We start from the raw sequence: 17394 nt of genomic DNA on the forward strand, positions 1-17394 counted from the left end.
ATGGCAAAAAAGATAAGATAAAACTTTCTTTAACCTATTAATTTCTGAATAAAATTGTAAATGCAGGCAAATATGCAGGAATTGGCTATTCTCACCGCCATGTTTGCCCTACTATCGGCAGGTGTTCTAAGCTGAATCTGTTCATTCGGAAGGGAGAATCACCATGTCAGACCAAGCCTTAAAAATAGTCACCCTGCTCGGTAGCCTGCGTAAAGGTTCTTACAACGCCATGGTGGCCCGAGCGCTGCCAGACCTCGCCCCTCAGGGGGTGATCATCGAAGCGCTTCCCTCAATCCGTGATATCCCGCTGTATGATGCCGATGTGCAACAAGATGAAGGTTTCCCCGCCTCGGTTGAGGCTATCGCCGCGCAAATCCGTCAGGCTGACGGCGTGATCATTGTGACCCCGGAGTATAACTACTCGGTGCCGGGCGGATTGAAAAATGCCATTGACTGGCTCTCCCGCTTACCGAACCAGCCGCTGGCCGGTAAACCGGTAGCGATTCAGACCAGCTCGATGGGGCCCATTGGCGGCGCGCGTTGCCAATATCATCTGCGCCAGATTCTGGTGTTCCTCGACGCCATGGTGATGAACAAGCCGGAGTTTATGGGCAGTGTCATCCAGAACAAAGTGGATGCGCAGGCCGGGCAATTGGTCGAACAAGGCGCGCTGGATTTCCTGACCGGCCAGTTGTCCGCATTCAGCGACTATATCCGCCGCCTAAAGTAAATCCTGTTTTTGAGGCCTTCGGCCGTCAATCGGCTGAAGGCGCTGCTTCCGTGAGAGGATTTTCTCTAACCCATTAAAAAATAAAGTTATGCAATTATGTATTTTTTTATTTTAGCCCTATTACTGGCTTTGTTCACCAGACCTTCGTTCGCCACAGAAATGCGCTATCCCGCCGGAGAAGAACCGATCGAGCTGCCGGCACATAGCCTGCTGAACGCCCAGTTGCCGCGCTCCGCCCAAAGCCAGGAAGACAAGAAACTCGGAGCCATGTCGCTCTATCTGACGCTGATGCGAGAAGATGGAAGCAACGTATGGGCACCCTATCAGTTAGCGGCCTCTTCGGCTGAAAAGGGCCAGACAGAGCTGGCTGAGCGCTATCTGCAACTGAGCGCCAATCGTGGGTTGTGGTATTACTACGCATTGCTCGAAGACGACGCCTTCAACAGCATCCAGCACCGTGCCACCTATCAGTCGATCCTCGCCGCCACCAAAGCTCGCTACCTGCGGCACGCCCCGTTGTTTGAAGGCAAAGCCAGCTATGCCATACCGGACGGCACTCCTCCGGCTGGAGGATGGCCAATCGTGGTGTTCCTGCACGGCTATGGCAAAGGCGCCAATATCAGCCCCGAAGAACGCTTGCTGTTCAGTGAGATGGGCGTCGCCTATATTGAGATCAACGGCACCCAGATGCTGTCGGAAAACAGCTTCCGCTGGTCGAATTACAGCGAGGAAAGTACCCAAAACGCCATTCAACAGGCCCTCCGGCCTCAGGAAGAATTACCGCTCAACCCGCAAAAGATCTACCTCGCGGCCCGCGGACAAGGGGCGTTGCATGCCGCCAACCTGCTGAGCAAGTATCCGCAGTTTTATGCCGGTGCAATGCTGATTGCGCCCAATGGCGAGATCAAACCGGCGCAGCAGTCGCTGGCGGCGAACAAGAAGGTGGTGGTGGCGTACTACGATCGGCAAAACTTCAGCGAGCAGGCGCTGGCACTGCACTTCGCCAATCTTTTCAGCGAAAATAATCAGGTGGAGACGTTGCATTTTCCCCAGGGAGAGAACGCGGAAGGCGGCTGGCAGGCGCGTTTCAAACGGCCATTACAGTGGGTATTGAATCAGGCACCGGACGCGAAGCCTGGGGTATAGAGAACAGGGCCGACAAACGTCGGCCCTTGTCGTATTAATGGCCGTCTACAAAGACAATCTTCAGTATAAACAGCAGCGCCACGACAACCACGCAGGGGCTGATTTCACGCCAGCGGCCGGTACCGAGCTTCATCACGCAGTAAGAAATAAAGCCCAGCGCGATGCCTTCGGTGATCGAGAAACTGAACGGCATCATCACCGCGGTGACAAACGCCGGCACGGCCTCGGTCAGATCATCCCATTTCACGCGCGCCAGGCTCGATGTCATCAGCACGCCAACGTAGATCAACGCGCCGGCGGCGGCATAAGCCGGCACCATGCCCGCCAGCGGCGACAGGAAGATCACCAGCAGGAACAGGATACCGGTCACCACCGCCGTCAGGCCGGTGCGGCCGCCAACGGATACGCCGGCAGAGCTTTCAATGTACGCGGTGACGGAAGAAGTGCCGACAAACGAACCGGCGACCGAACTGATGCTGTCCACATACAGCGCCTGTTTCATGCGCGGGAACTTGCCCTTGTCGTCGGTCAGCCCCGCCTTATCGGTCACGCCAATCAGGGTGCCGGAAGAGTCGAACAGGTTAACCAGCATAAAGGAGAAGATCACCCCTGCCAGGCCGATATTCAGCGCCCCGGCCAGATCAACCTGGCCCACCACCGAGGTAATGTTCGGCGGCATGGAGAACACACCGCCGTATTTAACATCACCCAACGCCCAGCCGATCAGAGTCGTCACCACGATAGAAACCAGTACCGCCGCATGGAAATTGCGTGAGGACAGCACGGCAATGATAAAGAAGCCCAGCGCGCCCAACAGCACATTGTGCGAGGTCAGCTTGCCGATGGTGACCAGAGTGTCCGGATTGGCCACCACGATGCCGGCGTTTTTCAGCCCCATCATGCCGATAAACAAACCGATACCGCTGGTGATCCCCACCCTCAGGCTCATCGGAATGTTGGCAATCATCCAGTAACGGATGCGGAAAATGGTCAACAGCAACAAACCGACGGCGCCCCAGAAAATAGCGCCCATGCCGATCTGCCACGAAATACCCATGGCGCCAACCACCACAAAGGCGAAGAACGCATTCAGGCCCATCGCCGGCGCCAACGCTACCGGCAGGTTAGCCAGCAAGCCCATAAAAATGCTGCCAAAAGCGGCAATCAGGCAGGTTGTTACGAACACCGCCTGCGTATCCATGCCCGCCGCGCCCAGGATCTGGGGGTTAACGAACACGATATACACCATGGTCAAAAAGGTAGTAATACCGGCAATCGTTTCCGTACGCGCCGTGGTTCCATGCTGCTTGAGTTTAAACACGCGCCCAAGCAAGCCTTGCTCAACGTCAAGGCCAGATACTGGTTTGCTCATTATCAGAATTCCGAAGAGGGGAATGGACAGTCGTTGGCTATCCTATAACAAAAAGTCTGGCTTTTGACGCAGGTCACAGGTTTTTTTCGCCGTCTTTACGGCTAAAGTAGTCAACAGACTGTATTTATTGATATTCACTGGCAAAGTGGATTAAGGAGTCGCAATCTTGCCTGATGCGGTTAAAGTGGTTTATCGCCGCTTAACCGAAGGACGCTTACCCTGATGAATCAGATCGACTGCATTTTGTTTGATTGCGACGGCACGCTGGTAGACAGCGAAGTGCTGTGCAGCAAAGCCTATGTGCATATGTTCGCCCACTACGGCCTTCAGCTGTCGCTGGAAGAGATGTTCAGGAAATACAAAGGGATAAAGCTGTACGAGATCATCGAGCAGGTTAATGCGGAGCACGGCATCACGCTGCCGAAAGAGGAATTGGAGCCCTTATATCGCCGGGAAGTGGCCCGTCTGTTCGACAGTGAGCTACAGGAGATCGCCGGCGCGCGCGAGTTGCTGGCACAAGTAGCCGTGCCGATGTGCACCGTCTCCAACGGTCCGGTCAGCAAAATGCAGCACTCGCTCGGCCTGACCGGCATGCTGAACTATTTTGATGACCGGTTGTTCAGCGGCTATGACATCCAGCGCTGGAAACCGGACCCGGCGCTCCTGTTCCACGCCGCCGAAAAAATGCAGGTGCCGGTAGAGCGTTGTATTCTGGTGGATGATTCCGCCGCCGGAGCCCAGGCCGGGATCGCCGCCGACATTCCGGTGTTTTACTTCTGCGCCGATCCGCACAACCAGCCTATCGACCACCCGTTGGTCACCCCGTTTGACGATCTGGCCCAACTTCCGGCGTTATGGCGGGAACGCGGCTGGCAGTTGACCCGTTAATCGGCCCCGATCAGCTCGCCGGCAGCGGCGGTTTGTTGCGCCACCAGCGCCAGGAACGTTTCAATGCCCTGGCCTGCGGGCTGAGGCGGCGGTTGACCGCATTGGCCAGCAGATCAAGCGCCAGGCAGAACACGAAGTACACCAGCGCGACAAACAGGAACACTTCCATCGGGTACACCATACTGCGGTTATTGACCTGGGTCGCCAGAAAGGTCAGTTCGCTGACGCCGACGATATAAGCCAATGAGGTGTCCTTGATCAGGGAAATCCACTGGTTGATAAACGACGGCACCATCATGCGCAACGCCTGCGGCAGCACGATCATGCGCAACGTTTGCCAACGGGTCAGCCCCAGCGACAAACCGGCCTGCCACTGGCCGGGACCAATGGCGACAATGCCCGCCTTCACCGCATGCGCCAGATAGGCCGAAGCGATCAGCGCCAATGCGCAGACCACGGTGGTGATCTCCGGGATATCCACGCCAAACAGGATCGGCAGCAAGAAATAAGTCCAAAAAATCAGCATGATGACCGGGATAGCGCGAAAAAATCCCAGTACAGCAGCCAATAACCCGGCGGCTACGCCGCGCGACATCGCCAACGCCACGCCCAGCAGCGTGCCGAGGACAGCCGAAGCCACGCCGGCCATCAGGCTGATCGCCAACGTCAACGCCGCGCCGCCCAACGGCCCATCCGGCCAGGTGCCCCACAATAAATAACCCAGATTGTCGTAAATTACGCCGAAATCCATGTTAGTGCCCTCCCAGGGGTTTACGTTGCTGTCGCCACATGCCCCAGCCTTCCAATAACGCAATGATGGCGATGTACAACACCGTCGCAACGCCGAACGCCTGGAAAGTGCGCAGCGTTTCGGTTTCCACCTGACGCGAGGCGTAAGACAGCTCGGCAACGCCGATCGCCATGGTCAGCGAAGAATTTTTTATCACGTTCATGTATTGGCCCAACAGCGGCGGAAAGGCAATTTTCAGCGCCTGCGGCAGCACCACGTAACGCATGGCCTGCCAGCCGGTCAGCCCCAGCGCATTGGCCGCGTATTTTTGCCCACCTGCGACGCCGCGGATACCGGAGCGGATCTCTTCGGCGATAAAAGCAGTGGAATACAACGTCAGGCCAAAGAAGCCGGCGAGAAACTCGAACGACGGCCAGGCGATTGGCCCAATCTGATGCGAAGTGTTCAGCCACTGCATGGCGGAGGAAGGCAGGATCTGCCCGGCCGCGAAATACCAGAAGAACAGCTGCACCAACAGCGGCGTATTGCGAAACAACGAACTGTAGCCCACCGCCAGCCAGCGCAGCGGACGCAGGCTACTGTCGCGCATCGCCGTCAGTACCAAGCCCAACAGCGTGGCCGCCAGGCTCGCGCAAGCGGAAAGCCACAGCGTCAGCAGGAAGCCATCCCATAACCAGCCCAGATACTGAGGCGCCAGCAGCCAGTCCAAATTCATGTTCAATCCTTGTTTTGCCAAATGCATCAGGGGCGCAGCAAGCTGCGCCCCTCCGTTCAGATCTCGGCACTCCAGATCGTCAGGCTTTTGGCTGTTGATCCAAAGGCGCGATCTTGAAATCGCCGCGCGGTTGGGCGGTTTTGGTTTCCGGGCCGAACCAGCGGTCGTAGATCTTAACCGCTTCGCCGTCTTTTTCCAGCTTGATCAGCGTGTCGTTAATGCTGGCGGTCAGGCGATCTTCCCCTTTTGGAATGCCGACGCCCTGGTACTCTTTGGTGATGCTGAACGGTGAAATCTCAAAATCGGCTTTCTGCGCCGCCGGCAGGTTGCCGAGCAGGCCAACCAGCTTGGCGTCATCCTGAGTGATCGCCTGTACGTTGCCGTTACGCAGCGCCACAAAGGCCAGCGGGGTATCGTCGTAAGAGATCACTTTTGCCGTTGGGTAATGTTCACGCAGGGTGATTTCCTGCACTGTCCCTTTATCTGCACCAATGCGCAGCTTTTTAATGTCTTCCGGGGTTTTCAGCACGCCTTTACGGGCAATAAATTTCTGGCCGGTAGCGAAATACGGCACGCTGAAATTCACTTCCTTGGCGCGCTCGTCGGTAATGGTGAAGTTGGCGGCGATCAAATCGACCTTCTTGGATACCAGCAAGGGAATGCGGTTAGCCGGGTTGGTGGCGCGCAGCTCAACTTTTACGCCCAGCGCCTTGCCGATCGCGTCTGCGACATCAACGTCATAACCGACCAACTTTTTGCTTTGCGGATCGATATAGCCGAACGGCGGGTTGCTGTCGAACACCGCGATACGCACTACGCCGGCTTTCTTGATGTCGTCGAGTTTATCCGCATGTGCGGCGCCGGTGGCGAGGCTGGTCAGGCTGGCTAACAGAGTTAAGGCCAAAGCGCGGTGTTTCATGAAAAGCTCCTAAGTGGTTGATGTCCTGCTGGCTGCTAAGCTAGCAAGAGCCACATAGGTCAGGAAATAATATAAAAAGCTATATTTATAACCTTTTTATCTTTGAGGGTTTTAAACAGCATAAAGGCGCAGTTTTCTGCGCCTTCCGGGGAGTAACTCGCGGGGAAAATTACTCTTTTTTTTCTACTTTGCCGTCGGCAGACAGCAGTTTTTCCAGCGCATCGCCGCCAATATGACGGAAATCCTGACCTTTCACGAAGTAGAAAATAAATTCGCAGATGTTCTGGCAACGGTCGCCGATACGCTCGATCGAACGGGCGCAGAACAGCGCAGTCAGCACGCTTGGAATAGTGCGGGTGTCTTCCATCATATAGGTCATCAACTGACGGACGATGCCCTCATACTCCTGATCGACCTTCTTGTCTTCGCGGTAAATCCGGATAGCTTCATCCAGATCCATACGCGCAAAGGCGTCCAGCACGTCATGCAGCATCTGCACGGTATGGCGGCCAAGCGACTCCAGGCTGACCAGCAACGGCTGATGCTGGTGCGAGAATTTCTCGAGCGCGGTGCGACAAATTTTATCCGCCACGTCGCCGATACGTTCCAGCTCGGAGATGGTCTTGATGATCGCCATCACCAGACGCAGATCGCTGGCGGTCGGCTGGCGCTTGGCAATGATGCGCACGCAGGCCTCGTCGATCGCCACTTCCATCATATTGACCTTGGCGTCACCTTCGATAACGCGTTTGGCCAGTTCACCGTCCTGATTATGCATCGCGGTGATAGCGTCGGTCAGTTGCTGTTCCACCAGCCCGCCCATGGTCAACACCTGGGTACGGATGTGCTCAAGTTCTGCGTTGAACTGGCCGGAAATGTGTTTATTTAAATTCAGGTTGTCCATTTGGGTTCCCGTAATCAACCGTAGCGGCCGGTGATGTAGTCTTCGGTCTGTTTTTTCTGTGGCGCGGTGAACAGGTTATCAGTATCACTGAACTCGATCAGTTCGCCCAGATACATAAATGCCGTGGAGTCAGAGCAACGCGCGGCCTGCTGCATGTTGTGGGTCACAATCACCACGGTGTAGTCAGACTTCAGTTCGCTGATCAGCTCTTCGATTTTGCCGGTGGAGATCGGATCCAGCGCCGAGCAGGGCTCGTCCAGTAATAAAACGTCCGGGCGAATGGCGATGCCGCGTGCGATGCACAGGCGCTGTTGCTGGCCGCCGGACAGGCTGTAACCGCTCTGGTGCAGCTTGTCCTTGGTCTCGTTCCACAATGCCGCCTTGGTCAGCGCCCACTGGACGCGCTCGTCCATGTCGGCACGCGACAGCTTTTCAAACAGGCGCACGCCGAAGGCGATATTGTCGTAAATCGACATCGGGAACGGCGTCGGTTTCTGGAACACCATGCCGACTTTAGCGCGCAGCAGGGCGATATCCGAGTTGTCGGTCAGAATGTTCTGCCCATCCAGCAGGATACCGCCTTCAGCACGCTGCTCGGGGTACAGCTGGTACATCTTGTTGAAAGTACGCAGCAGAGTGGATTTGCCGCAGCCGGACGGGCCGATAAACGCGGTGACCTTGTTCTTGGCAATATCCAGCGTGATGTTTTTCAGCGCATGGAATTTGCCATAGTAGAAGTTCAGATCGCGTACCTGAATTTTGCTGCTGGAAGCGTCAGTAACCATACTCATCAAGACTTCTCTCTTTTCATCAGCGCCGCCACGGCAGCGCTCAAAATTTTATGAATGCTTCTGCTTGGCGAAAACCACACGCGCCAGGATATTCAGTAACAGTACACACAGGGTAATCAACAGCACCCCGGCCCAGGCCAACTGTTGCCATTCGGCGAACGGGCTCATGGCGAATTTGAAAATGGTGACCGGCAGGTTGGCGATCGGCTGCATCAGGTCGGTGCTCCAGAACTGATTCGACAGCGAGGTAAACAGCAACGGTGCGGTTTCCCCGGCGATACGCGCAATGGCCAGCAACACGCCGGTGATAATGCCGGAGACCGAGGCTTTCAGCGTGATGGCAGAAATCATGCGCCATTTCGGCGTACCCAGCGCGTAAGCCGCCTCACGCAGCGTATCCGGCACCAGCTTCAACATGTTTTCAGTGGTACGGATAACAATCGGTACCTGCAACAAAGCCAGCGCGATGATCCCGGCCCAGCCGGAGAAGTGTTCCATCTTCGCCACCACAATGGTGTAGACGAACAGGCCCACGACTATCGACGGCGCCGACAGCAAAATATCGTTAATAAAGCGGATGACTTCCGCCAACCAGGATTTACGGCCGTATTCCGCCAGGTAAATGCCGGCCATGATGCCCAGCGGCGTACCGAACACGGTGGCCCACAGGATCAACAAGCCGCTACCGGCGATGGCGTTCGCCAGGCCACCGCCTGCGGTGTTCGGCGGCGGCGTCATTTCGGTGAACAACGCCAGCGACATACCGTCGATGCCTTTGGTCACGGTGGAGAACAGGATCCACACCAGCCAGAACAGGCCGAATACCATGGTCGCCATCGACAAGAACAGCGCCAGTCGGTTTTTCTGGCGGCGCCAGGCCTGCATTTTGCGGCGGCTTTCTAACAGCGCCACGTCGTTTTGCATTTCCATAGTCGCCACGTTAGCGCCCCTCTTTCTTGGCCAGACGCATGATCATCAACTTCGACAGCGCCAGGACGATAAAGGTGATAACAAACAGAATCAGGCCCAGCTCCATCAACGCTGCGGTGTGCACGCCCGATTCCGCTTCGGCGAATTCGTTGGCCAGCGCAGAGGTAATACTGTTACCCGGCATATACAGTGAAGCGCTGTCGAGCTGGTAGGTGTTACCGATGATGAAGGTCACCGCCATGGTTTCCCCCAGCGCGCGGCCCAATCCCAGCATCACGCCGCCAATCACGCCATTCTTGGTAAACGGCAGCACGATACGCCACATCACCTCCCAGGTGGTGCAGCCGATGCCATAGGCGGACTCTTTCATCATCACCGGGGTCTGTTCGAACACGTCTCGCATGACGGCGGCGATATAAGGAATAATCATGATCGCCAGGATCACCCCGGCTGCCAGAATACCGATACCGAACGCCGGGCCGGAGAACAGCTCGCCGACAATAGGAATGCCGGACAGCACGTCGCCAACCGGAGTCTGGAAATATTCGGCAAACAGCGGCGCAAACACGAACAAGCCCCACATGCCGTAAACGATACTCGGGATTGCCGCCAGCAACTCAATAGCGATGCCCAGTGGGCGTCTCAGCCAGTTTGGCGCCAGCTCGGTCAGGAACAGCGCGATACCGAAGCTCACGGGTACGGCAATAATCAGGGCAATCAACGACGTGACGACGGTACCGTAAATAGGAACCAGCGCACCGAACTGCTCGGCAGGCGCGTCCCATTCTTTGGTCCACAAGAAGGCGAAGCCGAATTTCTGCATGCTCGGCCAGGAGGCGAAAATCAGCGAAACAATAATGCCGCCCAGCAACAATAGGGTAATCAGCGCCGCCAGTTTGACCAGCGCGCTGAAGATGACATCACCATTTTTACTCGGTGCTTTGATGGTCGGCTTATACTCAGCCATAGATCACTCTCTGTTTTAACCCTGGCGAGCTCAATGGGTGAGCCCTGCAAAATAGGCTGGAGCGCGGTGAACCCGCGCCCCTGCGTTCTTTAGTACAGTGCTTTACCGGAACTGTCTTTTACGTTGGTTTTCCATGCTGCACGCACCTGCTCAACCACTTCGTTAGGCAGAGAGGCGTAATCCAGATCGTTGGCCTGCTTGGCACCGGTTTTGTACGCCCAGTCAAAGAACTTCAGCACTTCTGCGCCCTGAGCCGGGTTTTTCTGCTCTTTGTGCACCAGGATGAAGGTGGTGGAGGTGATTGGCCATGCGCCATCGCCTTTCTGGTTAGTCAGGTCCTGAGCGAAAGTTTTGCTCCAGTCCACGCCTTTAGCGGCGGCGCTGAAGCTCTCTTCGGTTGGGCTGACCGGCTTGCCGTCGGCAGAAATCAGCTTGGTGTAAGCCAGGTTGTTTTGCTTGGCGTAAGCGTACTCAACGTAGCCGATAGAGCCTGGCAGACGCTGTACGAACGCGGCGATGCCGTCGTTGCCTTTACCGCCCAGACCGGTTGGCCAGTTAACGGTAGAGCCTGCGCCGATTTTCTCTTTCCACTGCGCGTTGGCTTTAGACAGGTAGCTGGTGAACACGAAAGAGGTGCCTGAACCGTCAGCGCGGCGTACCACGGCGATATTCTGATCCGGCAGCTTGACGCCCGGGTTCAGCTTGGTGATTGCCGGGTCATTCCATTTCTTCACGTTGCCCAGGTAGATGTCACCCAGCGTTTTACCGTCCAGGGTCAATTCACCGGATTTGATGCCCGGGATGTTTACGGCCAGCACTACGCCGCCGATCACGGTAGGGAATTGGAACAGGCCATCGGCCGCCAGTTTGTCGTCAGACAACGGGGCATCAGAAGCACCAAAGTCAACGGTGTTGGCGATGATTTGCTTCACGCCGCCAGAGGAACCGATCCCCTGATAGTTAACCTTGTTGCCGGTTTCTTTCTGATAAGAATCTGCCCACTTGGCATACACCGGAGCGGGGAATGTCGCACCTGCACCGGTCAGGCTGGCAGCAGCGAACGCGGACACGGCGGTCAGGGAGAAAGTCGCTGCCACAATACTGGCGACGGTGGTACGCATCAGTTTCATAATCCCTCCTAATGGGATATTCAAAAATCGACTTCAAGTCGTTTTCATCAGAGTAAGTATTGCTGCAGGAGGGAAAATAGGACAGTTTGGTGACAGTAAAATGTACGAAATATGACAGTTATATTACAAGACACCAAGCGTGCAATTAACATATTGATTAGGCTATTATTTAACCTGAAACATTCTGTTATACCTTGCTCAGGAAAAGGGACTTCATATGAAAAAAATACTTATATTGTCAACGGTTAGCCTTGGTTTGCTGGCTATGGCCAACGCCACGGCGGCGGATGGACTACAGCGCAGCAAGCAATCGAGCGGCAGTACCGATAACATCCTTCTTTGGAGCCATTACGACCAAGGCTACGTCATTTCCAATTATGAGCTTGGAGATTTAGACGGCTTCAAAGAACAATTAAGGCTTCAGGAACAGGCCATCAAGAAACTGCAAGACAAGCTGAGCAATATGGAAAACGAGAACCGAAATCAAAACAGCGAGATCGACAATCTGAAACGTAAGTTACAAGGGCAAGACAATGCCCAAAGCGAAATCAGCGATCTGAAACGCTCGGTACAAGACCTGAATAACAAAATTAAATGATAAAAAAGCCGGCGCTCAGGCCGGCTTTTCAAACATAACAGCAGCTGATTACTCTACCGTGACGGACTTCGCCAGGTTACGCGGCTGGTCAACGTCGGTGCCTTTGATCAGCGCCACGTGATAGGACAGCAGCTGCAACGGCACGGTGTAGAAGATGGGCGCCACGATTTCTTCCACGTGCGGCAATGGAATGATGGTCATTCCTTCGCTGCTGACGAAACCGGCGTCCTGATCGGCGAACACGTACAGCTGGCCGCCGCGCGCGCGCACTTCTTCGATGTTGGACTTCAGTTTTTCCAGCAGTTCGTTGTTCGGCGCCACCACGATGACCGGCATATCGGCGTCGATCAACGCCAGCGGGCCATGTTTCAGCTCACCCGCCGCATAGGCTTCCGCATGAATGTAAGAGATCTCTTTCAGCTTCAGCGCACCTTCCATGGCGATCGGGTACTGATCGCCACGGCCAAGGAACAGCGCGTGATGCTTGTCGGAGAAACCTTCCGCCAGCGCTTCAATGTTTTTGTCCAGCGACAGCATCTGTTCGATGCGCGCTGGCAATGCCTGCAGAGCGTGCACGATTTCATGCTCAACGCTTTCCGCCATGCCTTTCAAACGACCCAAACGCGCCACCAGCATCAGCAATACCGCAAGCTGGGTGGTGAAGGCTTTGGTAGAAGCTACGCCGATTTCAGTACCGGCTTTGGTCATCAGCGCCAAATCGGACTCACGCACCAGCGAAGAACCGGCCACGTTACACACCGCCAGGGAACCGAGGTAACCCAGCTCTTTAGACAGACGCAACGCCGCCAGGGTATCGGCGGTTTCACCGGACTGCGACAGCGTGATGATCAGGCTGCCCGGGCGCACGGCAGATTTGCGGTAGCGGAATTCCGAGGCGATTTCGACGTCGCACGGCACGCCGGCCAGCGCTTCGAACCAATAACGCGCCACCATACCGGAGTGGTAGGAGGTGCCGCAGGCGATGATTTGCACGTGCTGCACGTTAGCCAGCAATTCATCGGCGCGCGGACCCAGTTCGCTCAGGTTGATTTGGCCATGGCTGAAACGCCCTTCCAGGGTGTTTTTCAGCGCCAGCGGCTGTTCGTAGATCTCTTTTTGCATGTAGTGACGGTAAGCGCCTTTGTCACCGGCGTCATACTGCACTTTGGATTCGATCTCAGGACGCTCGATGGCGTTCCCCTGTTTGTCGAAAATGCTGACGGTGCGGCGAGTCACTTCCACCACGTCGCCTTCTTCCAGGAAGATAAAGCGGCGAGTTACCGGCAGTAGAGCCAGCTGATCGGAAGCGATAAAGTTTTCGCCCACGCCGCGGCCGATAACCAACGGGCTACCGGAGCGCGCAGCCACCAGCACGCTAGGATCGCGGCTGTCCATGACCACGGTGCCGTAGGCGCCGCGTAATTGTGGGATCACGCGCTGCACCACTTCCAGCAGCGTACCGCCCTGGCGCTGTTCCCAATGCACCAGGTGTGCAATCACCTCGGTGTCGGTCTCAGAGCTGAAGTGATAACCGCGCTCGATCAGCAATTCACGCAGCGGTTCATGGTTTTCGATGATGCCGTTATGCACCACGGTGATGTAATCAGAAACATGCGGGTGCGCATTCGCTTCGGTAGGTTCACCGTGCGTTGCCCAGCGGGTGTGAGCAATACCGGTGCCACCATGCAGTTCGTGTTGTTCTGCGGCTTCGGTCAGTTTATTGACTTTGCCTACGCGGCGTAAACGGCTTACGTTGCCTTCGGCATCAACCACCGCCAGACCGGCGGAGTCGTAACCGCGGTACTCAAGACGGCGTAACCCTTCCAACAGAATTTCTGCAATATCACGTTGCGCTACTGCGCCTACAATTCCACACATCAGTTGTATTCCTAATTAAACGCCTTTCGGGGCGCTTTCGATGCCTTGACCTGATTTTGCCGGTTTTTACCGTGCGTCCCCGAGCCTGTAGAGAATGGGGATTATTATGTTTTGTATTGGGCTCGTTACCTGAGCCCAACGCAAAACACACTATCTTCTTACGCCTATTTCTTTTTCACCGGTCGCTGCCAACCCTGGATATGTACCTGCTTGACGCGGCTCAGTACCAGTTCATTTTCAGCGATATCGCGGGTGACCGTGGTGCCGGCGGCAATGGTGGAACCTTTGCCAACGGAAACCGGCGCCACCAGCTGCGTGTCTGAACCGACAAACACGCCGTCGCCAATAATGGTTTTATGCTTATTGGCGCCATCATAGTTACAGGTAATGGTGCCGGCGCCGATATTCACATCATCGCCAATTTCAGCGTCGCCCAGGTAGCTCAGATGGCCCGCTTTGGAACCTTTGCCCAGACGCGCTTTTTTTATCTCCACGAAATTGCCGACGTGAGCGCCTTCTGCCAACTCTGCGCCCGGGCGTAAGCGGGCAAATGGCCCCACGGTACAAGCAGATTCCAGCACCGCATCTTCCAACACGCTGTAGGGGCTGATTTCGCAGTCATCGCCGATCACGCAGTTTTTCAGTACACAGCCAGCACCGATCTTCACCCGGTCCCCCAGCGTTACCGTTCCTTCGATGATGACATTAGCATCAATAGAGATATCGCGACCGTGCACAAGTTCCCCGCGCAGGTCAAAGCGTGCCGGATCCAGCAGCATTACGCCGGCCAACAGCAATTTTTCAGATTGTTCTGCCTGATAGATACGCTCAAGCCGCGACAGCTGCAGGCGGTTATTCACGCCTTCCACTTCGCTCAGGCGTGACGGGTGCACCGCTTCAATTTTCTTACCGTCGGCATGGGCCAGCGCAATAATATCCGTGATGTAGAATTCACCCTGCGCATTGTCGTTGTTCAACATCCCCAACCAACGCTTAAGATCGCGCCCGTTAGCGACCAAAATGCCGGTATTGATTTCAGTAATCTGACGCTGGGCTTCGCTGGCATCCTTATGCTCAACGATACCCACTACATCGTCGTTCTCACGCACGATGCGGCCGTAACCGCTTGGGTCAGCCAGCTTTACCGTCAGCAGGCCAATGCCGCCCTGCGGCTTCGCCGCCAGCAGGCGCGTGAGCGTATCGACGGAGATCAGCGGCACGTCACCGTACAGCATCAGGACGTCTTCATCATCGGCAAAATGCGGCGCAGCCTGCTGCATGGCATGCCCGGTACCCAGTTGCTCAGCCTGCAACACCCAGTTCAACGCTTCATCGGTCAGGGTACTTTTCAGCAAGTCACCGCCGTGGCCATACACCAGATGGACGTTTTTCGCGCCCAGTTTCATCGCGGCATCAATGACGTGCTGCACCATCGGCTTGCCGGCCAACGGATGTAACACCTTGGGAAGATCGGAATACATGCGTGTTCCCTTGCCCGCGGCGAGGATCACCACACTCATTGCGCTGTTCGACATAAGCAACCTGATAACTCCATTTTGATGGACGAAAGTAGAACCCTTTGGTGACAATATTACTACATATTTCTCTGCACGAACCGGGCATAAGCCATGTGGCACTAGGCGTTCCGCAGCTCAGCCTGACATCCCGTTATGCAGGGTATAATTGTCGGCAATCGGAGACATTTTTAGCCTGTACCGGGTGTTATACATCACAATCCCCGCCGGGTAGAAACGCTTATTTTAAAGCAAAAAAAAAGCGACCCTATAGGCCGCTTTCTTAATTTTAGCTACGTTATGCACGCGCCAAAATATTACATCGATCTTCTGGTAAGCTCGATAACGCGCAGTTTCGCGATCGCTTTCGCCAGTTCTGCAGATGCCTGAGCATAGTCGACATCGCCATGAGAGCTGCTGATATGCTCTTCAGCTTTACGCTTAGCTTCCAGCGCTCTCGCTTCGTCGAGGTCCGTTCCACGGATAGCAGTGTCGGCCAGCACGGTTACCACGCTCGGTTGTACCTCAAGGATACCACCGGACAGGTAGATGAACTCTTCTTCACCGTGTTGTTTAACAATACGCACCATGCCAGGCTTGATGGCAGTCAGCAGCGGCGCATGGCCAGGGAAAATCCCCAGTTCGCCTTCGCTACCTGTCACCTGGATCTTTTGCACCAGGCCGGAAAACATATGTTTTTCCGCGCTGACTACATCCAGATGGTAAGTCATAGCCATATCACCCTCCTCTCAAGACGTTACAGTTTCTTGGCTTTTTCCACTGCTTCTTCAATGGTGCCAACCATGTAGAACGCTTGTTCAGGCAGGTGGTCATAGTCGCCGTCCATAATGCCTTTGAAACCACGAATGGTGTCTTTCAGCGATACGAACTTGCCCGGAGAACCGGTAAAGACTTCTGCCACGAAGAACGGCTGAGACAGGAAGCGTTGGATTTTACGCGCACGGGATACGACCAGTTTGTCTTCTTCTGACAGCTCGTCCATACCCAGAATTGCGATGATATCTTTCAGTTCCTGGTAACGTTGCAGAATGGACTGCACGCCACGCGCTACATCGTAGTGCTCCTGGCCAACTACCAGCGGATCCAACTGACGGCTGGTGGAATCCAGCGGGTCAACGGCCGGGTAGATACCCAGAGAAGCGATATTACGGCTCAGTACCACGGTTGCGTCCAAGTGGGCAAAGGTGGTGGCTGGCGACGGGTCAGTCAAGTCATCCGCAGGAACGTAAACGGCCTGTACGGAGGTGATAGAACCGGTCTTGGTAGAGGTGATACGTTCTTGCAGAACGCCCATCTCTTCCGCCAGCGTTGGCTGATAACCTACCGCAGATGGCATACGGCCCAGAAGTGCGGACACTTCGGTACCGGCCAGGGTATAACGGTAGATGTTATCAACGAACAGCAGAACGTCGCGGCCTTCGTCACGGAATTTCTCCGCCATGGTCAGACCGGTCAGAGCAACGCGCAGACGGTTACCCGGTGGCTCGTTCATCTGACCGTAAACCAGGGATACTTTGTCCAGTACGTTGGAGTCGTTCATTTCGTGGTAGAAGTCGTTACCCTCACGAGTACGCTCACCCACGCCCGCAAACACGGAATAACCGGAGTGTTCGATCGCGATGTTACGGATCAACTCCATCATGTTTACGGTTTTACCCACGCCCGCACCGCCGAACAGACCAACTTTACCGCCCTTAGCGAACGGACAGATCAGGTCCATAACCTTGATACCGGTTTCCAGCAGATCCTGGGAGTTGGCCAAATCTTCGTAGCTTGGCGCTGGACGGTGAATTGCCCAACGTTCTTCTTCGCCGATGTCGCCTTTCATGTCGATTGGTTCACCCAATACGTTCATGATGCGGCCCAGGGTAGCTTTACCTACCGGTACTTCAATCGGGTGATCCAGGTCGATCACTTTCAGGCCGCGACGCAGACCATCAGAGGTCCCCATCGCGATACAGCGAACCACGCCACCGCCCAGCTGTTGCTGAACTTCCAGCACCAGCTTATCGGTACCGTTTTCTACCTCAAGAGCGTTGTACACTTTCGGTACGGCATCCTGAGGGAACTCGACGTCCACTACGGCGCCGATTACCTGGATAATCTTTCCAGTAGCCATCTTGAATCCTCTACGTAATTC

General features: G+C 55.4%; 17 protein-coding genes. 4 read left to right on the forward strand and 13 right to left on the reverse strand.

All coding sequences use genetic code 11. The features are described 5' to 3' along the window. Nucleotides 1–163 precede the first annotated feature (163 nt). Nucleotides 164–730: an NADPH-dependent FMN reductase gene (locus tag ACUTQW_RS17810; RefSeq protein ID WP_006322846.1), complete on the forward strand. Its 567-nt coding sequence runs from the start codon at nt 164–166 to the stop codon at nt 728–730. Between the two features lie 96 nt (nt 731–826). Next, nucleotides 827–1876: an alpha/beta hydrolase gene (locus tag ACUTQW_RS17815; RefSeq protein ID WP_006322844.1), complete on the forward strand. Its 1050-nt coding sequence runs from the start codon at nt 827–829 to the stop codon at nt 1874–1876. 34 nt (nt 1877–1910) lie between these two features. On the opposite strand, the gene ACUTQW_RS17820 is transcribed toward ACUTQW_RS17815, so the two are convergent. After that, on the reverse strand, nt 1911–3248 hold the full coding sequence (locus ACUTQW_RS17820) for an NCS2 family permease (protein ID WP_006322843.1): 1338 nt from the start codon (nt 3246–3248) through the stop codon (nt 1911–1913). 222 nt (nt 3249–3470) lie between these two features. Here ACUTQW_RS17820 and yieH point away from each other — a divergent pair, with 222 nt between their 5' ends. Beyond that, nucleotides 3471–4136, forward strand: coding sequence for a 6-phosphogluconate phosphatase (yieH, locus tag ACUTQW_RS17825; RefSeq protein ID WP_004950519.1), 666 nt, complete (start codon nt 3471–3473; stop codon nt 4134–4136). 10 nt (nt 4137–4146) lie between these two features. Here yieH and ACUTQW_RS17830 read toward each other — a convergent pair whose 3' ends face one another. From ACUTQW_RS17830 to pstS, 8 genes are all read right to left on the reverse strand, one after another. Then, the gene (locus ACUTQW_RS17830; RefSeq protein ID WP_006322842.1) at nt 4147–4887 is read right to left on the reverse strand and encodes an amino acid ABC transporter permease; all 741 of its coding nucleotides are present in this window, start codon (nt 4885–4887) and stop codon (nt 4147–4149) included. Nucleotide 4888: 1 nt separating this feature from the next. Beyond that, entirely contained in the window at nt 4889–5602 is a 714-nt protein-coding gene (locus ACUTQW_RS17835; RefSeq protein ID WP_020440011.1) for an amino acid ABC transporter permease, read from the reverse strand. Between the two features lie 79 nt (nt 5603–5681). Then, a complete protein-coding gene (locus ACUTQW_RS17840) occupies nt 5682–6521 on the reverse strand; it encodes an ABC transporter substrate-binding protein (protein ID WP_004950512.1) in 840 nt (279 codons plus the stop codon). A gap of 169 nt (nt 6522–6690) precedes the next feature. Then, complete coding sequence (gene phoU / locus ACUTQW_RS17845; protein WP_004950510.1) at nt 6691–7425, reverse strand: phosphate signaling complex protein PhoU; 735 nt, start codon at nt 7423–7425, stop codon at nt 6691–6693. 14 nt (nt 7426–7439) lie between these two features. Further along, on the reverse strand, nt 7440–8210 hold the full coding sequence (gene pstB / locus ACUTQW_RS17850; RefSeq protein WP_369982368.1) for a phosphate ABC transporter ATP-binding protein PstB: 771 nt from the start codon (nt 8208–8210) through the stop codon (nt 7440–7442). A 54-nt stretch (nt 8211–8264) separates the two neighbouring features. Further along, a complete protein-coding gene (gene pstA, locus ACUTQW_RS17855) occupies nt 8265–9155 on the reverse strand; it encodes a phosphate ABC transporter permease PstA (RefSeq protein ID WP_020440010.1) in 891 nt (296 codons plus the stop codon). A gap of 1 nt (nt 9156) precedes the next feature. Further along, on the reverse strand, nt 9157–10113 hold the full coding sequence (gene pstC, locus ACUTQW_RS17860; protein ID WP_004950505.1) for a phosphate ABC transporter permease PstC: 957 nt from the start codon (nt 10111–10113) through the stop codon (nt 9157–9159). 89 nt (nt 10114–10202) lie between these two features. Further along, nucleotides 10203–11243: a phosphate ABC transporter substrate-binding protein PstS gene (gene pstS / locus ACUTQW_RS17865; protein ID WP_004950502.1), complete on the reverse strand. Its 1041-nt coding sequence runs from the start codon at nt 11241–11243 to the stop codon at nt 10203–10205. 217 nt (nt 11244–11460) lie between these two features. On the opposite strand from pstS, the gene ACUTQW_RS17870 reads away from it, so the two are divergent. Beyond that, the gene (locus ACUTQW_RS17870; RefSeq protein WP_006322834.1) at nt 11461–11841 is read left to right on the forward strand and encodes a hypothetical protein; all 381 of its coding nucleotides are present in this window, start codon (nt 11461–11463) and stop codon (nt 11839–11841) included. A gap of 48 nt (nt 11842–11889) precedes the next feature. Here ACUTQW_RS17870 and glmS read toward each other — a convergent pair whose 3' ends face one another. The 4 genes from glmS to atpD form a co-directional block, all read right to left on the reverse strand. Continuing rightward, nucleotides 11890–13719 carry a glutamine--fructose-6-phosphate transaminase (isomerizing) gene (glmS, locus tag ACUTQW_RS17875; protein ID WP_006322826.1) on the reverse strand — a complete coding sequence of 610 codons (1830 nt, stop codon included), beginning with the start codon at nt 13717–13719 and terminating at the stop codon, nt 11890–11892. A gap of 164 nt (nt 13720–13883) precedes the next feature. Continuing rightward, a complete protein-coding gene (gene glmU, locus ACUTQW_RS17880; protein ID WP_020440008.1) occupies nt 13884–15254 on the reverse strand; it encodes a bifunctional UDP-N-acetylglucosamine diphosphorylase/glucosamine-1-phosphate N-acetyltransferase GlmU in 1371 nt (456 codons plus the stop codon). A 296-nt stretch (nt 15255–15550) separates the two neighbouring features. Next, entirely contained in the window at nt 15551–15970 is a 420-nt protein-coding gene (locus ACUTQW_RS17885) for a F0F1 ATP synthase subunit epsilon (RefSeq protein ID WP_004950490.1), read from the reverse strand. Nucleotides 15971–15990: 20 nt separating this feature from the next. Next, on the reverse strand, nt 15991–17373 hold the full coding sequence (gene atpD, locus ACUTQW_RS17890; RefSeq protein WP_004950488.1) for a F0F1 ATP synthase subunit beta: 1383 nt from the start codon (nt 17371–17373) through the stop codon (nt 15991–15993). Nucleotides 17374–17394: the final 21 nt, after the last annotated feature.

This window comes from Serratia sp. TSA_7, from assembly GCF_052692135.1.